Source organism: Clostridium bornimense (assembly GCF_000577895.1).
Taxonomy (GTDB): domain Bacteria; phylum Bacillota; class Clostridia; order Clostridiales; family Clostridiaceae; genus Clostridium_AN; species Clostridium_AN bornimense.
Genome location: NZ_HG917868.1, coordinates 1,669,814 through 1,693,220 on the forward strand (window position 1 = coordinate 1,669,814; position 23,407 = coordinate 1,693,220).

General features: G+C 27.1%; 24 protein-coding genes and 1 tRNA gene. 5 read left to right on the forward strand and 20 right to left on the reverse strand.

The window, feature by feature from the left end; genetic code table 11:
* Nucleotides 1-73: 73 nt before the first annotated feature.
* From CM240_RS07495 to CM240_RS07520, 6 genes are all read right to left on the reverse strand, one after another.
* Nucleotides 74-778 (reverse strand): SPOR domain-containing protein, encoded by a 705-nt coding sequence (locus CM240_RS07495; protein WP_044037934.1) that lies wholly within the window; start codon nucleotides 776-778, stop codon nucleotides 74-76.
* A 56-nt stretch (nucleotides 779-834) separates the two neighbouring features.
* Nucleotides 835-1,329, reverse strand: coding sequence for a GNAT family N-acetyltransferase (locus CM240_RS07500; RefSeq protein ID WP_051483750.1), 495 nt, complete (start codon nucleotides 1,327-1,329; stop codon nucleotides 835-837).
* Between the two features lie 52 nt (nucleotides 1,330-1,381).
* Entirely contained in the window at nucleotides 1,382-1,819 is a 438-nt protein-coding gene (locus CM240_RS07505; RefSeq protein ID WP_044037936.1) for an ACT domain-containing protein, read from the reverse strand.
* Nucleotide 1,820: 1 nt separating this feature from the next.
* Nucleotides 1,821-2,303: a deoxycytidylate deaminase gene (locus CM240_RS07510; RefSeq protein WP_051483751.1), complete on the reverse strand. Its 483-nt coding sequence runs from the start codon at nucleotides 2,301-2,303 to the stop codon at nucleotides 1,821-1,823.
* A 69-nt stretch (nucleotides 2,304-2,372) separates the two neighbouring features.
* The gene (locus CM240_RS07515) at nucleotides 2,373-3,059 is read right to left on the reverse strand and encodes a M48 family metallopeptidase (RefSeq protein WP_044037938.1); all 687 of its coding nucleotides are present in this window, start codon (nucleotides 3,057-3,059) and stop codon (nucleotides 2,373-2,375) included.
* Between the two features lie 3 nt (nucleotides 3,060-3,062).
* The gene (locus CM240_RS07520) at nucleotides 3,063-6,038 is read right to left on the reverse strand and encodes an exonuclease domain-containing protein (protein WP_044037940.1); all 2,976 of its coding nucleotides are present in this window, start codon (nucleotides 6,036-6,038) and stop codon (nucleotides 3,063-3,065) included.
* Nucleotides 6,039-6,124: 86 nt separating this feature from the next.
* On the opposite strand from CM240_RS07520, the gene CM240_RS07525 reads away from it, so the two are divergent.
* The gene (locus tag CM240_RS07525; RefSeq protein ID WP_044037942.1) at nucleotides 6,125-7,321 is read left to right on the forward strand and encodes an amidase domain-containing protein; all 1,197 of its coding nucleotides are present in this window, start codon (nucleotides 6,125-6,127) and stop codon (nucleotides 7,319-7,321) included.
* A 705-nt stretch (nucleotides 7,322-8,026) separates the two neighbouring features.
* Here CM240_RS07525 and CM240_RS16875 read toward each other — a convergent pair.
* The 8 genes from CM240_RS16875 to CM240_RS07565 all read right to left on the reverse strand — a co-directional run bounded on the left by CM240_RS16875 (nucleotide 8,027) and on the right by CM240_RS07565 (nucleotide 14,551).
* Nucleotides 8,027-8,518, reverse strand: a complete 492-nt coding sequence (locus CM240_RS16875) for a DUF4358 domain-containing protein (RefSeq protein WP_051483752.1) — start codon at nucleotides 8,516-8,518, stop codon at nucleotides 8,027-8,029.
* A 173-nt stretch (nucleotides 8,519-8,691) separates the two neighbouring features.
* A tRNA-Leu gene (locus tag CM240_RS07535) sits at nucleotides 8,692-8,777 on the reverse strand.
* 72 nt (nucleotides 8,778-8,849) lie between these two features.
* Nucleotides 8,850-9,395, reverse strand: a complete 546-nt coding sequence (locus CM240_RS07540) for a lytic transglycosylase domain-containing protein (protein ID WP_044037944.1) — start codon at nucleotides 9,393-9,395, stop codon at nucleotides 8,850-8,852.
* Nucleotides 9,379-10,017: a dephospho-CoA kinase gene (gene coaE, locus CM240_RS07545; protein WP_242838469.1), complete on the reverse strand. Its 639-nt coding sequence runs from the start codon at nucleotides 10,015-10,017 to the stop codon at nucleotides 9,379-9,381. The genes CM240_RS07540 and coaE overlap by 17 nt, the downstream gene beginning before the upstream one ends.
* The gene (gene polA / locus CM240_RS07550; RefSeq protein ID WP_044037946.1) at nucleotides 9,986-12,529 is read right to left on the reverse strand and encodes a DNA polymerase I; all 2,544 of its coding nucleotides are present in this window, start codon (nucleotides 12,527-12,529) and stop codon (nucleotides 9,986-9,988) included. The genes coaE and polA overlap by 32 nt, the downstream gene beginning before the upstream one ends.
* Before the next feature lie 56 nt (nucleotides 12,530-12,585).
* The gene (locus CM240_RS07555) at nucleotides 12,586-13,626 is read right to left on the reverse strand and encodes an aldose epimerase family protein (RefSeq protein WP_044037948.1); all 1,041 of its coding nucleotides are present in this window, start codon (nucleotides 13,624-13,626) and stop codon (nucleotides 12,586-12,588) included.
* A 137-nt stretch (nucleotides 13,627-13,763) separates the two neighbouring features.
* Nucleotides 13,764-13,958 (reverse strand): DUF4250 domain-containing protein, encoded by a 195-nt coding sequence (locus tag CM240_RS07560; RefSeq protein ID WP_044037950.1) that lies wholly within the window; start codon nucleotides 13,956-13,958, stop codon nucleotides 13,764-13,766.
* A gap of 74 nt (nucleotides 13,959-14,032) precedes the next feature.
* Nucleotides 14,033-14,551, reverse strand: a complete 519-nt coding sequence (locus tag CM240_RS07565) for a macro domain-containing protein (protein WP_044037952.1) — start codon at nucleotides 14,549-14,551, stop codon at nucleotides 14,033-14,035.
* Between the two features lie 139 nt (nucleotides 14,552-14,690).
* On the opposite strand from CM240_RS07565, the gene CM240_RS07570 reads away from it, so the two are divergent.
* Nucleotides 14,691-14,921 (forward strand): DUF1292 domain-containing protein, encoded by a 231-nt coding sequence (locus tag CM240_RS07570; RefSeq protein ID WP_044037954.1) that lies wholly within the window; start codon nucleotides 14,691-14,693, stop codon nucleotides 14,919-14,921.
* Nucleotides 14,922-15,025: 104 nt separating this feature from the next.
* On the opposite strand, the gene CM240_RS07575 is transcribed toward CM240_RS07570, so the two are convergent.
* On the reverse strand, nucleotides 15,026-15,364 hold the full coding sequence (locus CM240_RS07575; RefSeq protein WP_044037957.1) for an arsenate reductase family protein: 339 nt from the start codon (nucleotides 15,362-15,364) through the stop codon (nucleotides 15,026-15,028).
* A gap of 186 nt (nucleotides 15,365-15,550) precedes the next feature.
* Here CM240_RS07575 and CM240_RS07580 point away from each other — a divergent pair, with 186 nt between their 5' ends.
* Nucleotides 15,551-16,870, forward strand: a complete 1,320-nt coding sequence (locus CM240_RS07580; RefSeq protein ID WP_044037959.1) for an aspartate kinase — start codon at nucleotides 15,551-15,553, stop codon at nucleotides 16,868-16,870.
* A gap of 40 nt (nucleotides 16,871-16,910) precedes the next feature.
* Here CM240_RS07580 and CM240_RS07585 read toward each other — a convergent pair whose 3' ends face one another.
* Both CM240_RS07585 and CM240_RS07590 read right to left on the reverse strand, forming a co-directional pair.
* Nucleotides 16,911-18,362: a catalase gene (locus tag CM240_RS07585; RefSeq protein ID WP_044037961.1), complete on the reverse strand. Its 1,452-nt coding sequence runs from the start codon at nucleotides 18,360-18,362 to the stop codon at nucleotides 16,911-16,913.
* Nucleotides 18,363-18,598: 236 nt separating this feature from the next.
* The gene (locus CM240_RS07590) at nucleotides 18,599-19,651 is read right to left on the reverse strand and encodes a D-alanyl-D-alanine carboxypeptidase family protein (protein ID WP_044037964.1); all 1,053 of its coding nucleotides are present in this window, start codon (nucleotides 19,649-19,651) and stop codon (nucleotides 18,599-18,601) included.
* A 114-nt stretch (nucleotides 19,652-19,765) separates the two neighbouring features.
* Between CM240_RS07590 and CM240_RS16880 the strand changes: the two genes are divergently transcribed.
* Nucleotides 19,766-20,311: a DUF2953 domain-containing protein gene (locus CM240_RS16880; RefSeq protein ID WP_051483753.1), complete on the forward strand. Its 546-nt coding sequence runs from the start codon at nucleotides 19,766-19,768 to the stop codon at nucleotides 20,309-20,311.
* On the forward strand, nucleotides 20,308-20,712 hold the full coding sequence (gene ytfJ / locus CM240_RS07600; RefSeq protein WP_044037966.1) for a GerW family sporulation protein: 405 nt from the start codon (nucleotides 20,308-20,310) through the stop codon (nucleotides 20,710-20,712). Before CM240_RS16880 ends, ytfJ begins: the two co-directional genes overlap by 4 nt.
* Here ytfJ and scpB read toward each other — a convergent pair.
* The 3 genes from scpB to CM240_RS07615 all read right to left on the reverse strand — a co-directional run bounded on the left by scpB (nucleotide 20,702) and on the right by CM240_RS07615 (nucleotide 23,273).
* A complete protein-coding gene (scpB, locus tag CM240_RS07605) occupies nucleotides 20,702-21,292 on the reverse strand; it encodes an SMC-Scp complex subunit ScpB (protein ID WP_044037968.1) in 591 nt (196 codons plus the stop codon). The genes ytfJ and scpB overlap by 11 nt on opposite strands.
* A gap of 1 nt (nucleotide 21,293) precedes the next feature.
* Nucleotides 21,294-22,028: a segregation/condensation protein A gene (locus tag CM240_RS07610; RefSeq protein ID WP_044037970.1), complete on the reverse strand. Its 735-nt coding sequence runs from the start codon at nucleotides 22,026-22,028 to the stop codon at nucleotides 21,294-21,296.
* Nucleotides 22,029-22,094: 66 nt separating this feature from the next.
* Nucleotides 22,095-23,273 (reverse strand): D-alanyl-D-alanine carboxypeptidase family protein, encoded by a 1,179-nt coding sequence (locus tag CM240_RS07615; protein WP_044037972.1) that lies wholly within the window; start codon nucleotides 23,271-23,273, stop codon nucleotides 22,095-22,097.
* Between the last annotated feature and the right edge of the window lie 134 nt (nucleotides 23,274-23,407).

Consider the following 23,407-nt stretch of genomic DNA (forward strand, 5'->3'; position numbering starts at 1 on the left):
TAATTTTAAACAAGTAAGATGAATAAAAAAAAGGAGCTATTAAGCAAAATACTAATTGCAAAGCCCCTTATTACTACACTATACATTGATATATTTTCTTATTTATTTCACTAATTTTAGTTTTATCTATCTCATCTGGTAATTCTTCTATATATTTTCTTAACTCATTTGCCTTATTTGCATTTTCTTCATTTGCATCACATTGTTCTAACTCTTTACACCATTTCTTCAATGACTGAATTTCTACACTTGATACTGAATTATCTTTAAGCTTATCAACAACACTTATAAGACCTTTAATCATTTCACCAATTTCCTCATCACAAATGTTTGAATATGTAATTTCTTTTTTAATTTTCGCTACTGCCACACCTTTTGATTCTATCATAGCCATAATTTCATCTTCATTTCCGCTATTACAAATGGAGTAAATAACTTTATATTTTCCACCTTCTTCAGAAATAAATGACATTCCCTGTGAATTTAAATCATTATTCACTTTGTCTGCATTTTCTTTAATTCCAAAAACTCCACATTGAATAATATAAAATGTAGTAACACTTCCTTCTTTAGCTGTATTGTTTTCTACATTTCCTGATGTCATAGCAGTTTCATCATCTTTAAAATTATTAGAAAATGCACTACTGTCTTTAAGAAAAACATTAAATAATGCTGTGGCAAATAAAGTTGAACCTATAAAAATCACCATCAATGTAAAAGTAACTACTATAAGCTCTCTTCTAGATGTTCTCTTTGCTTTTACTTTAGAATATCTCATTTTATCCCCCCCAATGTATATAGTAAATCTATATTCATTAAGAGACATATTTATTCTTATCTATTTAAGATAATTAAACTATGATTTTCATTTCCAAAAGTAAAGTAATTTTTCAATATTCTACTTATAGAGAATCCACAACTTTTTAGAAAAAATAATGTATTATCTTCACTGGATACACCTATTTCTATTTTATATATACTATAACTCTCACTGACTCTCTCTGTGAAATAGTTGAAAATTTTTTTCTTCATTTTTTCTGGTATATCATCAGAAATTTTGAATAAAGAAAGCCATAATCTATTATAAAAATCAAAATCTATTCTTCCTCTAATAATCCCTATAACTTCTTCATATTGATTTTCGATTTTTAAAAACAACTCTCCCCTACAATATAATGCTTCATTTATTTTTTCCTCAATAGAATTAGATGTTAAATAACATTTTAAATCAATATCATTTTTTATTATAAAATTATATATAGATGGTATATCTTCCTTTAATACCCTCGATATATTGTAATTATATAAATCTGATATTTCACATAGCATCCTCTCACCATCCTTTAAATAGAATATTCTCTATATGATGAGAAATTCCTTCTTACTCCATAGCTATTAATGAAACACCTAAAATGTTATTTTCTATTTTTAAAGTTTCAAGTAATGCATATAAGTCTGCCTTCAATGATGATATATCCATAGTAATGGTAACATTTGCTGTATTATTTATTGGAATATCTTGATTTATAGTTAATATATTTCCACCACATTCAGCTATAATATCTAAAACATTTGATAAAGTTCCCCTTTTATGCCCAACAGTAACTCCTATAGTTGCTTTTTGAATTATTGCACCATCAGATAACTTGAATACGCCATCCTTATATTTATAATATGTGCTTCTACTAATTCCTACTAGTTTAACTGCTTCTGATATATCTTTTGCACTTTTAGAAGATAATATCTCTTTAACTTTTAATACCTTAGGGAGAACCTCTGGAAGCAACTTCTCATCTACTACTATAAATCTACTTTTCATTCTAATCCTCCAAAGTAATCTTTTTATATTTTATATTATTTATATTTAGTAATTCTAATGCATAATCATCTACTCTATAATCGTTCAAATAATATATGCTCTCAATTCCTGATTGAATTAATGCTTTAGTACAATTAAGACAAGGGAAATGGGTTACATATATACTACATCCTTTAACAGCGATACCTTCTTTTGCACAATAACAAAGGCAATTAAGTTCTGCGTGCTGCGTTGCTATGCAATGTCCATCTCTCATTACATGACCTATATCATCACAATGAGGTGTCTTATTTCCTACAGAACCATTATATCCTGTTGCTACTATTCTATTTTCTTTATTTGTTATAATTGCACCTACATTCGCTCTGTCACAAGTACCTCTTTCTGCTGCAAGAAGAGCTAAATTCATAAAATAATTATGCCAGCTTTTTCTTACTCTTATCTTATTACTACTTTTAACTATTTCATAACTTTTTTCACTCATGATATACTCCCCCACGACTTTTATTTAACATATATTATTTCATAAATAAAATTAAAACACAATTTTTTATTAATTTATTATATATTTTTTTATTTTTATTCTCATTTCTTCTACTCTATCATAAACATTATTAAAAACATTGTAAAATTCTTTAGAATGGTTAGGTATCTTTGTATGACTTATTTCATGAAATATAACATATCTAATGTACTCCTCATCTAATTTAACTAAATTGCAATTAAGGACTATTTTATTATCTTTTGGATAATATGCCCCCCATCTTCCTTTATAAAATTTATATTCTATTCTTGGTCTAATGCTACACTTATCTTCTACAAAACTATCTAGACATTGCTTATAAATTGGTGTTATTACTTCAATACACTTATTTTTATAGAAATTCTTAAACAATTTTATTTTTAAATTTTCATCATCTTTCTTCACCGATATTATTATAGTATCATCAATAATCTCAACATTATTCACATAAGAGTTAATAACTTCCACTTTGTAACTTTTTCCTAGAAGCATTGCATTGTTACTCTCTAAAAAATGCTTTTCTCCAATATCAATAAGATTTCTATTTTTATTTATTATTCTTCTAACTTTATTTATATTTTGAAAAAGTATTTTTTCTAATTGATCTTCCCTTATAAATCCTGGAGCCTTCACCACCAAAAAATTTTTTTCTATAGATATTTTTATTGTTTTTCTATTTTCCTTTTTTATTTTTACTTCATATTCATCAATTTTCATAAATCATCCTAAATTGCTCGTTGTAAATTTTTTACCCAAATAATTAAAAACAAGCTTTCTGACCTCATCTCCTTCATAGACTATACTCTCTAAAACACATCTTATATTCCTTTTATAAAACTCATCTCTATAAAAATCTTTTAACCTTTTATCAACATCTTTTTTTGATTCAATTATTTCCTTCATTTCTTTTTTACACTCTTTAGAAACAATTTTAATAAGATTTTCTTTTCTCCATCTTTCATTATCTTTTTTCATCTTATATAAAATATTATCTAAATTATCTCTTAAAAAAACAGGACCTTCTAAATCTCTTTCATATTCTTTAGTTCTATATGAATTTCCATCCTCTAAATTACTTAACACAAATAAATATCCATAGTCATAAACACTTCTAAGCAATCTTCCAAATATTTGTTTCATTTTTATAATACTTTGTGGATAATTTAGTGTATTATAATTTATCTTTTTCTTCTCCATAATAGATGAATATAATGGATCTCTCATTGGAATATTGGGTATTTTCTCCATTACTACAGTAAACAAACCATCACCTGGTATATCTACACCCTCAAATAATCCTCTAGATCCAAAAACTACGGCTTTAGTTAATGGATCTCTTAATTTATTACATTGTTTCTTATTATCAAAAATATCATACTCTAGATCATTTAATTCTTCAATAATACTTTCTTTTACTTTTTTCATCCTTGAAGTTGATGTAAATAACACCAAAATATTACCACCAATATTTTTAGCAATTCTCAATATAACATTGCTAACACTTTTTACAAATTCATCCTCTCGATTGTATGAATATCTCTCTATATTAGTAGGAATAGCTATTACACTTCTATTTTTATAATCAAAAACTGGTTTTTCAATTAAATCTTCTAATAACTTATCTTTATCTATCATTGAAATACCTAATGAATTTTTAAAATTATCTAAAGTACTATCGATTCTTATTGTCGCTGATGTCATTACCAAACTACTACATTTATCTAAAATTTCTTCTTTAAATAAATAATTTACTGATAACGGAATCTTTCTTAGCGTAATTCTAGATAAATCTTTTGAAATATCTATAACAGCACAATAGCTATCGGTAGTCTCGCCTATGACAAAGTTTATAGTTTCCTTAAAAGTTCTTATCTTATTATTCAGTAAAATAAGTGGATGTTCTTTCGCATCTGTTTCTTTAATAACTTCATCTATTCGCATATATATTTCATCTAGTTGAAGTACCAAATTTTCTAATACACTTACGATAAATTGAAAATCTTTATAAGTAAAGACACTATTTATTCCCCAAAAATTATCCATTGACGAATACCTATCTCTAATTAAGGTCATCATCTCTTCAATTGTTTCATATACATTAATTATTTTAGATTTCACATACTCTACATTTGCTAAAGATAAATTATTCTTTACTATAAAATCCTTTAAAAATCCATAATTTTTATTAGTGTTATATACCTCTCGTAAAAGAGATAATATATCAAAATTACTTACCTCTTCAGTAAAAGCTTTAAAGCAATTATCATTTAAATTATGTGCCTCGTCCAATACAATATTTTCTATTTTTATTTCTGGATAAGGCCACTTCAAAAATAATGAATGGTTTATCACTACAATGTTACTATTTTCAAGTTCATTTATTTTATTGTAATAATAGCAACTTGTACCTTCATTACACTTTCTTCCTGTACAAGTTTCACCATCACTAGTAAGAAAATTTAGGTGATAATCTAATTTCTTAAAATGTTTTCTTGCCCAAAAATTAATTTCTTCAACATTACCATTTATCGTCATTAACCTACTTATAAATAATATAGAAAGAATATCATCTAAATCTGGCTCTATAATTTCTTCTAAATAAGCTTTAATTTTTTTATTGCATAAATAATTACTTCTACCCTTCATGCAAGTATACCTTATTTTTTCTTCTAATCCTAAAGTTGATATTAATCTAGGAATATCTTTTTCTATTAATTGATCTTGTAATTCTTTTGTTGAGGAAGATATAAATATACGTTGATTATTTATATATGAGTAAATTATACTTGGCAATAAATATCCTATACTCTTTCCTATTCCTGTCGGAGCTTCAATTATGGAAATCTTTTTATTTTCTAGTGTTTTTCTTACATGTTTAGCTAAGTTGTATTGACCTTCTCTAAATATATATTTAAATGAAGGAGTATCAAATATTTCTCCTTTTTTTAATAACTCCTCGTATTTTTTATAATCTATACTTTTCTTTTTTCCCTTTTCAACTATAGTTTCTTCATTTATTCTTACTTTTACCATATATTCATTAATATTTTCTGGCGGTAGTAAATACTCACACCATTGCCATCTATTATTATCATCAAACCATGATGATATTGATAAATAATCTAATGTGCTATTAAAATATTTTATAAGTACACTATTAACCACATATATTGTATCTATAGAGTCTTCTAATCCTCTATGCATTTCATCTCTATCTATAGTTGTAACTGATTTAATCAAGTAATCTAAATTATATTCTTTGAAGTAAGGAAATAAAATAGCCACCAATTCCATAGAATCTAAAAACTTATTACTTATATCTATATCTGGTTTTATATAATATTTTAAAAAAGTTTTTTCAAATTCTGCATTATGACAAACTAAAGGCATATCTCCAATGAACTCTAAAAATTCATCTTTTACTTCCTCTAGCGTTGGAGCTTCTAACAACATATCCATAGTTAGTCCTTTACATAATTGAAAAGTAAACTTAGGCACAAATCCTACTGGTCGGATAAGTGTTCTATATGTATACACTTTATCATCTAATACCTTAACAGCACCTATCTCGATTATTTCACCTTTATGCTTTACCCCATCGTTTAAACTAGAGTCTAATCCAGTAGTCTCTATATCCATAAATATTACATTTTTTAATATGCTTTTTATTTCTATTTCTTGTATTGTACCTTTCATTTAAATTACCTCAATAATTTTTCTTATATTTTATCACAACTAAGGATATTCTACTATTATCATAATAATTTTAAAAGGAGGCCACAATGAAAAAATCTTTATCAATTTTTCTAACAATAGTATTAATTATATTTAGTTTCAAAGAAATCATCTACGGATCTCAAACTTTAGATACAAAGTTAAAAAATTTTATAGAAAGTTATTTTAATAGCTATTTTGAAGATTATATAAATTTAACTGAAGATACATATAATAAATATACTAAAGAAAGTAACAGCACATTAATATATAATACTATCCATAAAAATAAAATATATCTTTATAAAACATTAAATACACCTTTTGAATCTTTCAATATAAATATTGTATATAAAAACATATATACAAAAAAAAATACTATAGATATAGATTTTCTTCTTTCAGTATCATATAAATATAAAAATGCTACTTGCCAATCTAATTTATGTAATATACCTTATAGACTAGAAATTATTCGTGAACCTGAATTAAAAATTTGTAACATAGAAAGAATTTTCTCTGAAGATGAATCATTTTTATATTCGATGGATCTTAGAAGCGAAGACATTCCCATTGAAACCTTAAAGAACTATCTTGATAAACTAGAAATTAAAGAACAAAAACAAATAGATAACATAATAGATATATCTAAAGAAAATGTCAGATCTAATTCTGAACTAACAAGAGAATATTCAAATTACTCTCCTGATAAAGGTATTTTATATGCAAAAACATTTTCTAAGTCATATAATCCATTATTTTATAGCGCACCTGGTGATTGTTCTAATTTTGTATCCCAATGTATATGGGCTGCTTATGGGGGATATGACTTTTCAAGTACTGAAACATCCTATGAAAATATTAGAAAAAAATATCGCATGGTACCAGGGTCCTGGCATGGTAATGAAGGTGGTGGAACTATAAATTGGGAATCAGTTGAAAATTTATACAACTATTTGTGTAAAGAAAAAACAATTGGTCCTAATGGCGTTGGACTAAATAATAAAAAAACTTATGAATCTCTATCTCCTTCTTCAATAAACTTAGGAGATGTTTTACAATTTGGCTCAATTAATAAAAGGTACAGCCACTCAGTTTATGTAACTCACATTAATGGTAACGGATCTAAATATAGCGATATATATATATCGCAACATACTGCTGACTTATATAATAGAAATCTTTTAGAACTCATTTATCTTTTTGGTGGTACAGATTGTAATATGAGATGCATAAAACTTAAAAATTCTAACTTTAGTAAGTAATATAATAAATGCATTTAAAATAAAGAACTGTCGCATATTGAATTATATAAATTTATGTTTGACAAGGTGCTTGTAACAAGGCACAGGTATAGATGAAATTCTTACAGAATTTCTAAGATTATAAGTATTATGTCATTAATGTGATATATAGACTTATTATATAATTAAACTAGAAAGCATAACATAGTCTTCCAGGAGGCTAATGAAAGTTTTACTTTCTATAGCTTGGGATATAACTGTGCGATATGATAAGGTATAGTTAATCTCATATTAGTACCTGTTCTAGTTAAGTAGTGGTGAGAATTGTGTGGTTTCAATGGTACTCTTATTACAGATTTAATACATAAGCTATATAAAAATGACAATTTTCATTGATTTCTCCCAGCCACACTAGCTATCTGCAGGACTTTAATATTTTTCTTACAATCGAAAATTAATCTTCACTCTTACTTATTCACAAAAAAACAACTGCTCCACAATATTTATTGTGAAACAGTTCCTTGGATTACAAATTATAATATAATTCTTGTACCTATAGTAAATATGAAAACACTTTGCCATTCACACAATCATAATAAAATTCCTCTAAAAGAGGAATTTTCACCTTACTTGTGCCTTGTGCCCTAATCCCTGTGACCTGACATACAAATTTTCTTTTGTTATTGCAACAGCCTCTTTAAAATATATTTATATACAAATTATGTATTATTCAATTATTTCTTCAAAATTTTCTTCTATCTTATCTGAATTCTCTGATATAACAAAAAGAACATATTTTCCTTTTGTTACTACTTTTCTAGATTTAACTAAATCATATTGCTCTGGAATATATCCTTTCCAATTATTTTCTAATATTTTGCTTCTTTTTTCTATTCCTTCTTCTACTTTTTCTATATCCTTCTTATCTTTAACCTCAAATACTGCACATTCATTAGCATATTTGTCTCCTATTGGTACTCTAACTACATAACTCTTTAGTATTGATTTATCTATCTCATAGTTATCAGTAAAAAAGTCTGAATCAATATCCATTTGATTAGGTTCATCTATATTCATTGTTATTTTCTCTAAAATTTCTTCTGCTGTTAGTGTACTTGAATCACTATCATTACCGCCAAATGAACATCCTGTAAAAGTCATCACTACTGAAACAATTATACCTATTGCTAATATTAAACTTCCGATTCTTTTTTTCATACAATTCTCTCCTTATATACTAAAAATTATAATATTCTTTCAATATTAATTGTATATAATTTTTCACCAAAAGTCGATTTATTTCTTCGTAAAATATGAAAAAAACTGATATTTTTTATAAAATTGTAAAAAAATCTATCTTGTAATGTTTTACAAGATAGATTTCTTTTATCTGGTGCAGGTAGCGGGACTTGAACCCGCACGAAAATTCATTCACTACCCCCTCAAGATAGCGCGTCTGCCATTCCGCCATACCTGCATTTTACATTTATATATTTCATTATATATACATAATAGCTATTGTCAATACTTAAAACTAAAATATAAGTTCCTATCTATATAGGAACTTATATATATTATAAAAAAAGTTTACCTTCTCAACATATTTATCTGTTTCAACAAAAGGTATATTATCTAAGTCTTCTCCATTTTGAGAATAACTTGAATCATTAAGCCATTTATCTACGCTACCAGGGCCTGCATTATAAGCAGCAATAATCAAATTAAGATTTCCATCAAATTGATTACTAAGATAATTTATGTACCATATACCATACCTTATATTTGTATCTGGATCAAATAATTTATCTTCTTCAAAGATCTCCTCATTAAGTTTCTCAGCTATCCATTCTCCTGTTGACGGTGTAACTTGCATAAGTCCGAGAGCTCCTTTATTTGACTTGGCATCTTTATTAAAATTACTTTCTGCTTTTATTATAGACATAATAAAAAGTGGATCTACATCATTTTCTTCAGAATATTCTAAAACAATATTTTTATACTTTAACGGAAATATAAGTTTCATAACAGGTTTAAATGATATATATACCAAGACTAATATTAAAAATAATATTATAAATCTACATAATTTTTTCATACCCCACTCCATCTTTTAATATACTAACGATCTTATGATATGTTTCTTCAATTTCACCATTATTTTCTAGTACAAAATCTACATATTTAACCTTATCTTCCTGACTCATTTGAGCTTTTATCCTATTTAATACTTCTTCTCTAGATATTCCATCTCTTCTCATAACTCTAGATATTCTTGTTTCTTCATCTAATGTTATTAATATGTTATAATCCATAGATTTATGAAGTCCATGCTCTATCAAAGTAGGTGCATCAATAAATACTATTTTTTTACCTACAGATCTTAGTATATCAATTCTCATTTCAATTTCTTTAATTATATAAGGAATAGTTATAGCCTCTAACTGCTTCCTCTTTTTATCATCATTAAAAACTATAGTTCCTAATTTCTTTCTATTTAATTTTTCATTTTCAAAGATATCATCACCAAAAGTATTCTTTATTTTTTCCCTTACTTCCTTATATTTATCTAATATTTCTCTACTAATAATATCTGCATCAACTACATCAAATCCATTTTCTTTTAAAAATGATGAAACTGTAGATTTTCCACTTCCTATAGTCCCTGTAATTCCTATCTTCACTATTCTATTTTGCTTCGTACCATGTTTTCCCAACATTTTCATCCACCTCAAGCTTCACTGAAAATTCAATTACATTTTCCATCTCTTCTTTTAAAATTACCTTAACTTTTTCAAGTTCTCCTCTCTTAGCATTAATTATAATTTCATCGTGCACCTGAAGTATTATAGAACTTTCTAATTTTTCTTTTCTAAGTCTCTTCCACACATTCACCATAGCAAGCTTAATAATATCTGCTGCACTACCTTGTATTGGTGCATTCATTGCTAATCTTTCTCCTAATGCCTTAACTATCTTATTACTAGATGATATTTCAGGTATGAATCTTCTTCTATTTAAAATAGTTTTAACATAAGAATATTTTTTCCCATCTTCCTTTAGCTTTGATAAATACTCACTAATCTTAGGATATCTTTCAAAGTATATATCTATATATTTCTTTGCTTCTTTTTTAGATATCTTTAAATCTTCACCTAATGCAAAATCTGACATACCATAAATAATACCAAAATTAACTGCTTTTGCTGCACTTCTCATTTCAGATGAAACCTCATCTTCTTTTACTCCAAACACCTCTGATGCTGTTTTTGTATGTATATCTAAATGAGAGTTAAAAGCATTAATCATATTCTCATCTTCAGACATATGAGCTAGCACTCTAAGTTCTATTTGAGAATAATCCGCTGATAAAATTACACTATCATTATCAAATGGTACAAATACCTTTCTAATACTTCTACCCATTTCAGTACGAATCGGTATATTTTGAAGATTAGGCTCTGTTGATGAAAGTCTTCCTGTTGTTGTAACAGTTTGATTAAATGATGAATGTATTCTACCATCTTCATCTATAACATTTTTTAGGCCCTCAATATAGGTAGAATATAATTTAGCCACATGTCTATACTCTATAATCTTTTCAACTATAGGATGCTTATCTTTAAGCTTTTCTAATACATCTGCATTAGTTGAGTAACCTGTTTTTGTTTTCTTTATAACTGGTAAATCAAGCTTTTCAAATAGTATTTTACCTAATTGTTTTGGAGAATTTATGTTAAATTCCTCTTCACTTAAATTATATATATCTTTTTCTAAAGTTATTATCATATCTTTAAATTCTTTCCCTAGTTCATCTAACTTATCTTCGTCTACCTTAAAACCTACTTCTTCCATAGATGATAAAACTTCCACTAAAGGTAACTCTACATCATAATAAAGTTTTTGCATGTCTAATTTTTCTATTTCTTCTTTTAATTTTAAATATAACTCTTTTAAATAACTACATTCTATATTTTCTTCGATTTCTTCTCCCAAAACATTAAAAACTATATCCTTAATATTATAGTTTCCTCTAGAAGAATCAATTATATATGCAGCTATTTCTGTATCAAAAATAACATTATTTAAATCAATATTATGTTTTCTTAAAATAGTATAAAGATTTTTAGAACTATGTATCACCTTGTTATTTTCCCCTTGAAAAATATCTCTAAGCTCTTCTATATCTATTAAATCCAGATCAAAATTATAGACTTTCCCATTTATAAACATTTCTAAATTGCTTAATTCTATTGTTGAGATTTTATCTGAATTTTTAACACCATAGGTTATATATAACTCATCACTTTCATTTATACTTATATCTTCAACTTTTGTCACTGATAAGACTTCTATATTTCTATCTTCCTTGTCTTCCTTTGGCAACTTTGATAATAATGATTTAAACTGCAATCTAGTAAACTCTTTTCTTAGTCCATTAACATCATATTCTTCTTTAGACTTAATTTCTTCTAAATCTATTTCAACAGGCACATTGGTCTCTATTGTTGCTAACTTCTTTGAAAAAATCGCTTGTTCTACATTATTCTCTAAATTCTCTTTCATTTTTCCTTTAAGTTTATCTAAGTTGCATAATAAATTCTCTATACTCTTATATTCTTTTATAAGTTTATATGCTGTTTTTTCTCCAATGCCTGGTACTCCTGGGATATTATCTGAGGAATCTCCCATTAATCCTTTTACATCAATAAACTCTGTTGGCGTTACACCATATGTTTCCATCATTTTATTTGCATCATAAATTTCTTTTTCACCTTTGTTTTTTGTTAAAACGACTTTAATATTATCAGTAGCTAATTGAAGAGCATCTCTATCTCCTGTTACTATGTAAACCTCTAACCCATTACTTTCAGCATAATTACTTAAAGTACCTATAAGATCATCAGCTTCAAAACCATCTATTTCAAAAATATTTATAGCCATCATTTTTAATATATCTTTTAAAATAGGAAATTGCATAGCCAATTCTTCTGGCATCTTTTTTCTTCCAGCTTTATATTCTTTATATTCTAAATGTCTAAATGTTGGTGCTTTTCTATCAAAAGTAGCCACAATATAATCAGGCTTTATATCCTCTTTAACTTTATCTACCATATTTAAAAAACCATATATTCCATTTGTATGTGTTCCATCAGCTATAGTCAATGTAGGAACAGCATAAAAAGCTCTATTCATCAAAGAATTTCCATCTAAAATCATTAATTTTTCCATACTTACCTCCAAGGATTTTAATCTATAATATTATAACAGATTATAGATTATAAAAATTATATTACTGAAAATTTATATTTAGTAGTTCTCTTATATACTTCATTTTTCCTCAAGATTGAATTTTCCTTAAACACCTCATTTTCACCAATAGGTAAATTTTGAGTTTCAAGACATAAAGCTATCCTTCTATTTTTATCTTTTTTACTAAAAGGTGTTTTCTTCATAAAACAATTACCACTATAAAATATAACAGCTTCATTATTAGTTGTAATCTCCATATGTCTACCTGAATTACTTTCCCAAAGCTCTATTTTCCCTATTTTATCATCAAATAATAAAGGATGATCATATCCGTCTGCAAATGTAAGTTGCTCTAATTTTTTATCTATATCCTCACCTATTAATTTTCCTTTTCTAAAATCAAAAACTGTATTTTCCACAGTATTTATCTTCCCAGAAATATCTCCATTCTTATAAATTGGCAAAAACCTATCTGCATTAATTTTTAGATAATGATTCAATATATTTTCTTTAAAATTTCCACTTAAATTAAAATAACTGTGATTAGTTATGTTTACAACAGTAGTTTTATCAGTAGTAGCTTCTACTTCAAATTCTAATTCATTTTCATTATTTAATGAATAAACAACTTTTGTCTCCACTGTCCCTGGAAATCCCTCTTCTCCATCTAAAGAAATATATCTTAACTTAACTCCTACCTTATCTTCTTCATAAATCTCTTCTGTATCCCATACTCTTGAATGAAATCCATTTTCTCCACCATGTATATGGGTATCATTTAAATTTAAATCTAGATTATAGGCTACATCATCTATTGTCAATTTACCTTTATATACTCTTCCTGCTACTCTACCTATTACACTTCCAAAATGGAGAAAGTTCTTTAAATACTTACTTTTGTTATCAAATCCTACTACCATATTTTCTAAATTCCCATATCTATCTGGAGTTATAATTTTTGTTATAGTAGCCCCAAAGTTTATTATTCCTATAGCAATTCCATTATCATTTTCAATAATATATTCCACAATATCTATACCACTTACATTTTCAACTATTTCTTTGCTTATATTCATATTTTTCCCCCTTAAAAATTTCTTATTTTCATTATAATTTTTTTCATCATTAAACAAGAGTCTTTTATTTTAATATATAAATTTTATAAATAGAAATAGGGGCTATGCATTTATTTTATGCAGTAGCCCCTATTTTACTATAGAGATACAAAACTATTTGTCTCTCCGTCATATTTATAACCTACCGTTAATAATCTTTCTTTTAAAAGTTCCTTATCTACACCTATATCCTCACAATAGTCATCCAAATTACTATAAAAATCCCTAAGCTTCATATTTACGATACTTAAAAGCATAAATGGATCCATTGTTTTCAATTTATTATTGTCCATATTTTCACGTCCCTTCTAGATATATGATAATAGATTTTTAGTAATATTTAAAGTTAATACATCACTTATTATATTCATTTTAATAATTCTTCGTATATTTCATAATTTTCTTCGTCATATGCTACAAATAATACTTCTTCTATTGTACTATTCTCGCTTAAAAATTCCTCTACTGCTTTTAAAGCTATCATAGCTGCTTCCTTTTTAGGATATCTATAAATACCAGTACTTATGTTTGGAAAAGCAATTTTTTTACACTCTAACCTTACTGCTTCTCTCAATGAATTAATATAGCAACTATATAATAATTCTGCTTCTTTTTTTTCTCCACCTTTCCATACTGGTCCAACAGTATGGATTACATACCTTGCATCTAGATTTCCAGCATCAGTTACAACAATCTCTCCTGTCTTACATCCACCAAGTCTTCTTCTAATATCCATACATTGCTGATCAATAACTATTCCCCCAGCTTTATGTATATCTGATGCTACTCCAGAAGTACCTATTAATGAAGTATTTGCAGCATTAACAATAACCTCTGTAGAAACTTTAGTAATATCTCCTTTAATAAGTTTTATTCTATGACACATGATCCCATCCCCTAACCTGAAATCGGTATTATAATTATATTACATATTCCATATTTTAACAAGTTCTTTTATATTAATTTCATAATTAATTTTTTTTAACACATACTAACTTATGAAAATATTATAAGGAGGCTTATTTATGAAAGATAAAATTTATTCTTTTCGGAATGAAAATGGTGATCTATTATCTTACATAGTAAAAGAACAATTATCTGTCAATTCCAATGATTACATTATAATGACACCAGAAAAAAACAAAAGCAAGATAGAAGTCTATAAATACAACTATGATGAAGATAATGAAGCATTAGAACTAGTAGATGATGAAAAAACTATCAAAATGTTAAAAACTATTTCTAAAGTAATGTAAAAAACTAATTATTTAAAGAAGCTATTGCAGAAGCGATAAATTAATCGCCATGCAAAGCTCCTTTTTTCATAATTATTAATAGGTGGTTATGAATTTCACTACCGTTATTCCCAACTATCCCATATCTCTTTTTTGTATCCTACAGTAGCTAACTTACCGTTTCTAACTATAGGCGTCTTTAATAACTTATAATTTTCAAGTAAAATATCAATTTTCCCCTGAGTATTTCTTATCATAGATATATTACTTTTCTTGTATTCTTTCGAATTAATATTGGTAATCTCTGCTAATGACACATTTTTTAGTACACTCTCTAATTCACCTTTACTTATATTCTTTTTAGATAAATCTATATATTGAAATGGAATTTTTCTTTCTTTAAAATATCTCTCAGACTTTTTAGTATCAAAACACTTATTTATTCCAAAAACTTGTATATTCATAATTATCCCCAATCTAAATTGTATTATAAATATATTATAATACAATTTCATATGTTGAAAAACAAAATAGAACTACAAAAAAGTATATTCACCACACACATTAGTATTTTCCTTGAATACACAGTAAAGAAATGTTATTATTTATATATTAAACAATATTTTTTATTATTAGGGGGCTAATACATTATGAATGAAACAATCGTAACAAAATTTGGGGGAAGTTCGCTGGCAAGCTCTGAGCAATTTCAAAAAGTAAAAAATATAATAATGTCTAATAAAAATAGAAGATATGTTGTTCCTTCTGCACCAGGAAGAAGAAACAGTAAAGATTATAAAATAACAGATCTTCTTTATTTATGCAATGCTCATGTTAATAGTGGTATTGCTTTTGATGACGTTTTTAAGTTAATTGAGGATAGATATAAAGGAATCGTTGTAGACCTTGGACTAGATTTCGATATATCAACTCCATTAAATAAAGTGAAAGAGGATATTGCAAATGGTGCTTCATCAGATTATGCAGCGAGTAGAGGCGAATATTTAAATGGACTTATATTAGCAGAGTATTTGGGATTTGAATTTATAGATGCCGCAGAAGTAATTGTTTTTGATGAAGGCGGCAATTTTAATCATGAACTTACTAAAAAAGCCATATCAACTAGACTTAAAGATACTAAATGTGCAGTAATTCCTGGATTCTATGGTGCTGATACTAATGGAGAAATTGTAACATTTTCAAGAGGTGGATCTGATGTAACAGGTTCATTAGTAGCATCTGGCGTTGATGCAAAATTATACGAAAATTGGACAGACGTATCAGGATTTTTAATGGCAGATCCAAGAATCGTTAATAATCCAAAAACTATTAAAGAAATAACATATAAAGAACTTAGAGAATTATCATATATGGGCGCTTCTGTTTTACATGAGGAAGCTATTTTCCCTGTGAAAGAGGCTAATATTCCTATAAGAATAAAAAATACTAATAGACCAGAAGATGAAGGTACTCTAATCGTCAGCGATGTTCATGATTTGAGCACACTTGGAACAATAACAGGAATTGCCGGTAAAAAGAATTTCTCTGTTATTGCAATTGAAAAGGCTCTTATGAACTCAGAGCTTGGATTCTGTAGAAAAATTTTATCTATACTTGAAATGTATGGTGTATCATTTGAAAATATGCCATCAGGAATAGATACCGTTTCTCTTGTAATTGAAGACTCACAATTAAAAGGTAAAGGCGAAAAAATTGTAGAAGAGATTAAGAAACAATGTAATCCAGATTTCATAGAAATTCATCCACATATGGCAGTAATAGCTACTGTTGGTAAAGGCATGGCAAGTGCTCCTGGAATAGCAGCAAAACTCTTTAATGCTTTATCTAAAGAAGACATAAATATAAAGATGATAGATCAAGGTTCTAGTGAAATGAACATTCTTGTTGGTATAAATACAGATGATTTTGAAAAAGCAGTAAATCTAATTTACAACGCTTTTAATAACTAAAAAAGTGAGGATTGCACTTTAGCTATGCAATCCTCATTTTTTATATTCCTAATCCTTTTTTAACCCTACTTCCAAATTCTTTGTCAGCAATAGTAAAGTATTCTATCATTTTTCGTTGTATTTTTTCACTCACTCCGCAAAGGTCCATTACAATATTATGAATTAAATTATCTTGCTCTTTCTTTGTAAAAGATCTATATCTTTCTCCAGCTTGTCTAAAATTCTCTTCTTTATCTATCACTTTTCTGACTATTTCACCTTCTACATACATAAAATCATCTTTATCACAAATTGCTTCTTTTTTTGGGTTCTTTTCTATAGAGCTTGGATAATAATTAACCTTCCCTTTATTAGGATAATAATTCATACTGCCATCTTGCATATTATTGTCTACCTTAACCCTAGGCTTATTTATTGGTAGTTGTATAAAGTTAATTCCAATTCTGTATCTTTGAGTATCTAAATATGAAAATCCTCTTCCTTGCAACATTTTATCTGCTGAAAGTTCAATACCTGGAACTACATTCGCAGGACAAAAAGCTGCTTGCTCCACTTCTGCAAAGAAATTTTTAGGATTATGTGTTAAAGTCATCTTTCCTACCTTAATAAGTGGAAACTCTTCCTCTGGCCATATCTTTGTATCATCTAATGGGTTAAAATACTGATTACAAGCCTCATCTAATTCCATTATTTGAACACATAACTCATATTCAACTACTTTTCCACAATCCAATGTATCATATAAGTCTCTAACAGCTATATCTGGATCTGTTCCTGCTAGCCTTATAGCTTCTTCTCTCGTTATAGTCTCTATACCAGCCATAGGTTTCCAATGATATTTTATATATACTCGTTCTCCATATCTATTTTTCCATATATAAGTGTTTACCCCAAATCCCTCTATTTTTCTATAACTCTTGATAGTACCTCTATCAGAAAATAACCAAGTTAACATATTAGTTGCTTCTGGAGTATTAGAAAAGAAATCCCAATATCTCTCTGGATCTTGTATATTAGTATCTGGAGATGGCTTTAATGCATGAATAACGTCAGGAAACTTTATAGCATCTCGTATAAAAAATACAGGAAGATCATTCCCTACTATATCGTAATTTCCTTCTTCAGTATAGAATTTAACCGCAAATCCTCTAGGATCTCTTACAGTATCTGCTGAACCTCGCCCTCCTATAACTGTTGAAAATCTAACAAAAACAGGTGTTTCTTTTCCTTCCTTACAGAGAAATTTTGCTTTTGTATACTTTTCCATAGACTTATAACACTTAAATTTTCCATGAGCTCCTGCACCTTTTGCATGAACCACTCTCTCAGGTATTCTCTCTCTATCAAAATGAGCTAATTTTTCGATAAGTTGATTATCTTGTATCAATACCGGTCCATTCTTTCCCACTGTCAAAGAATTATTATCATCACAAATAGGACTTCCTTGGTTTGTAGTTAAATACCTATCATTTTTACAATCTTTAGAAGACATAAACTCCTCCAATTATTTATTCTTCTATATTATATTAATAATATAGAAACTATATAACATTATATAATTCACAATTTATAATTCACTATTAAGGTGGTTTTCCTAAAAACAACTAGTGTAGCTAATAACTCCACTGTAAGTTTACATTTTTCATATCCTTTTCTACATTAAACGTAAATAAACTCTCACAAAACCTAATTGTCTTGTGAGAGTTATCTACGTTAATCTATATAATTTTATACTATATATAGATTATATGAAATTAATTCCTCATCTTCACAATATACTCTTAATGCACCAAAAGGATCTCCTTTTTGTGGCTTAAATTTCATAATCTTTTCTGGGACTATAACTTCAACTTTATATGATTTATTCTTATTTTTAGGTATAATTATATCTTCATTAACTGACAACTTATAATTTGTACTTCCATAAGAAACTTCTTTTATAATATCATCTTTATTATAAATTTTATCAAATATAAAATTATCCTTTACATAGTTATGCATTTTCACAATTTGATTGTATCTGTCATTACAATTTAAAACTACTTCTATAAGTTCGTTATCCCCAACCATAGAAGCTCCTACTAAACATTTTCCAGCATTTCCTGTATACCCCGTTTTAACTCCTGTTGATTCATTTAATTGATATAATAGTTTATTTATATTTCCATAGTCTCTTGTAAAATTATATTTATCTTTTGATATCTGTTTTGTACTAACTATTTCATTGAACAGAGGAATCTTTTTTGCTTCTCTAGTAACTAATGCTAATTCTTTAGCAGTAATAAAATGTTCTTTCGAATCTAATCCATTAGGTGTTTCAAAGTTACAATTAGTAAGTCCTAATGTTCTTGCTTTTTCATTCATTAGCTTTAAAAATTCCTCTACTGAACCGCTAACACCTTCTGCAATAGCTATAGCTGCATCATTTCCTGATCTTAACATTAATCCGAATATTAATTCTTTTAAAGCTATTTCTTCATTTTCTTTATAACCAACTTTACATCCATTAATACTAATAGCCCTTTTAGATATTAATACCTTCTTATCTAAATTTCCTCTTTCTAAAGCTACTAATGATGTAATAATCTTCGTTGTCGATGCCATAGGTATAGGATTATTCTCGTCTTTTCCATATAGAAGTATTCCAGTTCTTCCATCTATAACAGTAGCACTTCTCGCTACAATATTTAAATTTTTATTTTCACTTTTAGCTAAAACTACACTATTTCTAAACAACAAAATAATTATTAATAATAGCGATATACTTTTTCTAAATTTCATACTACCACCTCTAAATTTATTTTGCCCCAAGGCTGTAAATAATATTATTATAAAAAGTTAATAAATTTTTTAAATATGGCAATACTATTATTTATAATACTTAGGGGGTAGGTTATGATTTATGTTTTTTTTATTATATTATTGTTACTACTTATACCAATTAAAATAAATATTCGTTTCATATATGATAATAAAAAAATTACCTTATTTTTATGGAATCATAAAATTAACTTAAATAAATTTACTAAGAAAAAAAGAGAAAACTCCTCTACAGTTATTAATGATTCTACAAATACAGAAAATTCAAGTAAAAAGAATAAAAATTCTTTTATATCCAACTATAAAAAATTCAAGTTATATCATAAATTTTTTAAAAAACTTTTGCCAGTTAATACTTTAGATATTAATCTAAAATATGGTTTTGAAGAACCAAACATTACTGCTATAACTTATGGATTTAAGGACCTACTAAATAGTTATCTTATAAATATCTTAAATTACTTTTTAATAATTAAACATTACTCAATTAATATAATTCCAACATTAAAAGAAAAAAATTTATATCTATCTATAAACAGTATAATTTATATAAGTATTGGAAAACTTATATTTATAGGTAGTAAGTTACTTTTAAAAAAATATAAAGGAGATTTACAATGAACCCATTAGATAATCTTATTAACAATACACTTGAGAATTTAAGAGATATAATTGATGTAAACACTATAGTAGGAGACGCAATTCCCCTAAAAGAGGATGGTGTTATTTTACCAATATCAAAAGTAAGTTTAGGCTTTGTATCTGGTGGAAGTGATATACCTAATAAAGATACTCCTGAATATCCTTTTGGTGGTGCATCTGGTGCAGGTGTATCTTTAAAACCAGTTGCCTTTCTTGTTATAAAAAAAGACACTATACGATTATTACCTTTAGATGCTAGTACTACCATCGACAAGTTAGTCGATAGTGTACCTCAATTAATTGATATTATAAAAGGCAAGACTGATAGTGATAATTCAAATAATTCTCCATATAAAAAAGAAACAGAGCCTACGGAGTAACCTCTGGCTCTGCTTCCTCATCATTATTAGATGTATAAAAACTATCTAAGTTAGGTAATTCTTTAATTGATTCTAAATTGAAATATCTTAAAAATTCATCTGTAGTTGAATATAATATAGGTCTTCCTGGGACATCTAACCTTCCACAATCCTTAATTAGATTTTTTTCCATAAGTGTCACTATTGCTCTATCACTTTTAACCCCTCTTATTTCATCAATATCTACCCTAGTAATAGGCTGCTTATATGAAATTATAGATAAGGTCTCTAACGCTGCTTGTGATAATGATTGTCTACTATTTTTCTTTAACAATTTTTGTATATAGTTGCTATTCTCATTCTTTGTTACAAGTTGATATTTCTCATTTACTTTAATTATTTTTATTCCTCTGTAACTACTTTTACTATAGTTTCTAATCATAGCTTCTATAGTAGCCTCAACTTCATTTTCTGATATATCTAATATATTAGCTATATCTTTTTTATCTAAAGCATCACCACTTACAAATAGTAAAGATTCGATTATTGAATATCTACTATTATTTATGTTTTCTATTTCTATTTGATTATAATTTTTCATTTCAATTTATCCTTTCAACTATAATATCTTGAAAATTTTCTGATTGTAACAATTGAACCTCTCTCAATTTAGCTAACTCTAATAAAGCTAAAAAGGTAACTACTACTTCCATCTTACATACAGACTCAAAAACAATCTCACTGAAAACTACCATCTTCTTATCAGTAATTATTTTTCTTATCTTATCTATTTTATCTTCTATTTTAAAACTATCTATAGGTATTTCTCTTTCAATTACAGTTATGTTTTGCTTATTATAATAACTATTTAAGACTTCCTCATATATCTTAAATAGCTTTAACATAGTCACACCTTTTAATAATTCCTCCGTAGATACTTCATGAGTATCTTCTATTATCTCACCTTTTTTACTATAAACAATTTCCGAACTTTTTTCTTTTTCTTTTAAATACAATGCAGCACCTTTAAATTTATTATATTGAATTAATTTATTTATAAGTTCCTTTGAAGGGTCTATATCATCAGCATTGTCGTCATCATTTTTTTCCTTTGGTAATAATGCCCTAGATTTTATTTCGATCATTGTTGCTGCCGTTATTATAAATTCAGAAGTTACTTCTAAGTCCATCTCTTCTAATGTTTTAATATATTCTAAATATTGAGTCGTTATTTCATATAACTTTATATTATATATATCCATCTTATTTTTTCTTATTAAATGCAAAAGAACATCAAATGGTCCTTCAAAATCCTTTATCTTTACCTTAAGTGACATTATTCTTTCTCCTTTAACTAATAAAACACTCTATATATTTTAACATATATAGAGTGTTTTTTTCTTCTAAACAGCACAATTAAATAAATTTTTTATATAATCCTTAAAGTTTTCAAATATAGAACCTTTAGATATATCTCTATCACAATATAAATCTACTTTTCCAATTAGATTAGAACCATTATAAAATTCACATGATCCAATAATCTCTCCAGCTTTTGCATACTTTTTCTTTTCATCTAAAATAATTTTTTGTTCTAACTTAAAATCTTCTCCTCTTTCTACAATTGTTTTAACATCATCAGCACTTTTTAACAGATAAAACTTTTCTCCATTTTTATCCAAATCTATTCTTTGTACTTCTGCATCTTTTTCAACAAGCGTCTTACATTCAAATTTAGAAAATCCATAGTTCATTAAATTTGATGCATCTCTATTTCTAACTTTGAAAGATGGTGCTCCCATAATAACTGTTAACATTCTTACGTCATCTCTCACAGCTGTAGCTGATATACAATACATTGCTTCTGAAGTAAACCCTGTTTTTAAACCATCACAACCTTTAAAAAATCTCACTAATTTATTGTGATTAACTAGCTCTATAGGAGTCTTTCTACCTTCACTTATTGTCTCCATATATGTACCTGTATATTTTAATATTTGAGGATGTTTTAATAGTTCCATTGACATTTTTGCTATGTCACTTGCTGTTGTATAATGATCTGGTGCAGAAAGACCAGTACAATTCTTAAAAGAAGTATTATTCATTCCAAGTTCTTGTGCCCTCTTATTCATCATAACAACAAATGCCTCTTCTGAACCAGCTAGATATTCTGCCATAGCAACTGCAGCATCATTTCCTGATGCTATTCCTATTCCTTTTATTATTTCTTCTACTGTTCTAACCTCGTTATTATCTAAAAGCATTGAAGATCCCCCCATGCTTTTAACTTTTTCAGAACATGTTATTTTATCATCTAATTTGATTCTACCACTATCTACTGCTTCCATAGCTAATAACATAGTCATTATCTTTGTTACAGATGCTGGTGGATACTTCTCATTAGAATTTTTTTCAAAGATTACTTTTCCAGTTACAGGTTCTATTAAAATTGCACTTCTACATTCTGGTTCTAAAGGATTATGATTTTCTTCATTTTTTCCACCCTCTGCTAATGCAACAGATCCAAATGGAAATAATATGACAAATATCAATACAAATGATATAAATCTTAATTTTTTCATTTGTTTTACCTCCTATATAATTTCTATAACCTTATTTTTTCCTTTAATATAGAAATTATCACAGAGCTTATTAATTTTTCATTGTTAACTTAGTTATAATTAACCAATTATTCTTCAGTGCACAGTGCACAATT

What these genes read in the sequence shown, in the direction of transcription:
- CM240_RS07495 (WP_044037934.1), bottom strand. Translation starts at nt 778, where the DNA reads ATGAGATATTCTAAAGTAAAAGCAAAGAGAACATCTAGAAGAGAGCTT.
- CM240_RS07500 (WP_051483750.1), bottom strand. Translation starts at nt 1,329, where the DNA reads ATGCTATGTGAAATATCAGATTTATATAATTACAATATATCGAGGGTA.
- CM240_RS07505 (WP_044037936.1), bottom strand. Translation starts at nt 1,819, where the DNA reads ATGAAAAGTAGATTTATAGTAGTAGATGAGAAGTTGCTTCCAGAGGTT.
- CM240_RS07510 (WP_051483751.1), bottom strand. Translation starts at nt 2,303, where the DNA reads ATGAGTGAAAAAAGTTATGAAATAGTTAAAAGTAGTAATAAGATAAGA.
- CM240_RS07515 (WP_044037938.1), bottom strand. Translation starts at nt 3,059, where the DNA reads ATGAAAATTGATGAATATGAAGTAAAAATAAAAAAGGAAAATAGAAAA.
- CM240_RS07520 (WP_044037940.1), bottom strand. Translation starts at nt 6,038, where the DNA reads ATGAAAGGTACAATACAAGAAATAGAAATAAAAAGCATATTAAAAAAT.
- CM240_RS07525 (WP_044037942.1), top strand. Translation starts at nt 6,125, where the DNA reads ATGAAAAAATCTTTATCAATTTTTCTAACAATAGTATTAATTATATTT.
- CM240_RS16875 (WP_051483752.1), bottom strand. Translation starts at nt 8,518, where the DNA reads ATGAAAAAAAGAATCGGAAGTTTAATATTAGCAATAGGTATAATTGTT.
- CM240_RS07540 (WP_044037944.1), bottom strand. Translation starts at nt 9,395, where the DNA reads ATGAAAAAATTATGTAGATTTATAATATTATTTTTAATATTAGTCTTG.
- coaE (WP_242838469.1), bottom strand. Translation starts at nt 10,017, where the DNA reads ATGTTGGGAAAACATGGTACGAAGCAAAATAGAATAGTGAAGATAGGA.
- polA (WP_044037946.1), bottom strand. Translation starts at nt 12,529, where the DNA reads ATGGAAAAATTAATGATTTTAGATGGAAATTCTTTGATGAATAGAGCT.
- CM240_RS07555 (WP_044037948.1), bottom strand. Translation starts at nt 13,626, where the DNA reads ATGAATATAAGCAAAGAAATAGTTGAAAATGTAAGTGGTATAGATATT.
- CM240_RS07560 (WP_044037950.1), bottom strand. Translation starts at nt 13,958, where the DNA reads ATGGACAATAATAAATTGAAAACAATGGATCCATTTATGCTTTTAAGT.
- CM240_RS07565 (WP_044037952.1), bottom strand. Translation starts at nt 14,551, where the DNA reads ATGTGTCATAGAATAAAACTTATTAAAGGAGATATTACTAAAGTTTCT.
- CM240_RS07570 (WP_044037954.1), top strand. Translation starts at nt 14,691, where the DNA reads ATGAAAGATAAAATTTATTCTTTTCGGAATGAAAATGGTGATCTATTA.
- CM240_RS07575 (WP_044037957.1), bottom strand. Translation starts at nt 15,364, where the DNA reads ATGAATATACAAGTTTTTGGAATAAATAAGTGTTTTGATACTAAAAAG.
- CM240_RS07580 (WP_044037959.1), top strand. Translation starts at nt 15,551, where the DNA reads ATGAATGAAACAATCGTAACAAAATTTGGGGGAAGTTCGCTGGCAAGC.
- CM240_RS07585 (WP_044037961.1), bottom strand. Translation starts at nt 18,362, where the DNA reads ATGTCTTCTAAAGATTGTAAAAATGATAGGTATTTAACTACAAACCAA.
- CM240_RS07590 (WP_044037964.1), bottom strand. Translation starts at nt 19,651, where the DNA reads ATGAAATTTAGAAAAAGTATATCGCTATTATTAATAATTATTTTGTTG.
- CM240_RS16880 (WP_051483753.1), top strand. Translation starts at nt 19,766, where the DNA reads ATGATTTATGTTTTTTTTATTATATTATTGTTACTACTTATACCAATT.
- ytfJ (WP_044037966.1), top strand. Translation starts at nt 20,308, where the DNA reads ATGAACCCATTAGATAATCTTATTAACAATACACTTGAGAATTTAAGA.
- scpB (WP_044037968.1), bottom strand. Translation starts at nt 21,292, where the DNA reads ATGAAAAATTATAATCAAATAGAAATAGAAAACATAAATAATAGTAGA.
- CM240_RS07610 (WP_044037970.1), bottom strand. Translation starts at nt 22,028, where the DNA reads ATGTCACTTAAGGTAAAGATAAAGGATTTTGAAGGACCATTTGATGTT.
- CM240_RS07615 (WP_044037972.1), bottom strand. Translation starts at nt 23,273, where the DNA reads ATGAAAAAATTAAGATTTATATCATTTGTATTGATATTTGTCATATTA.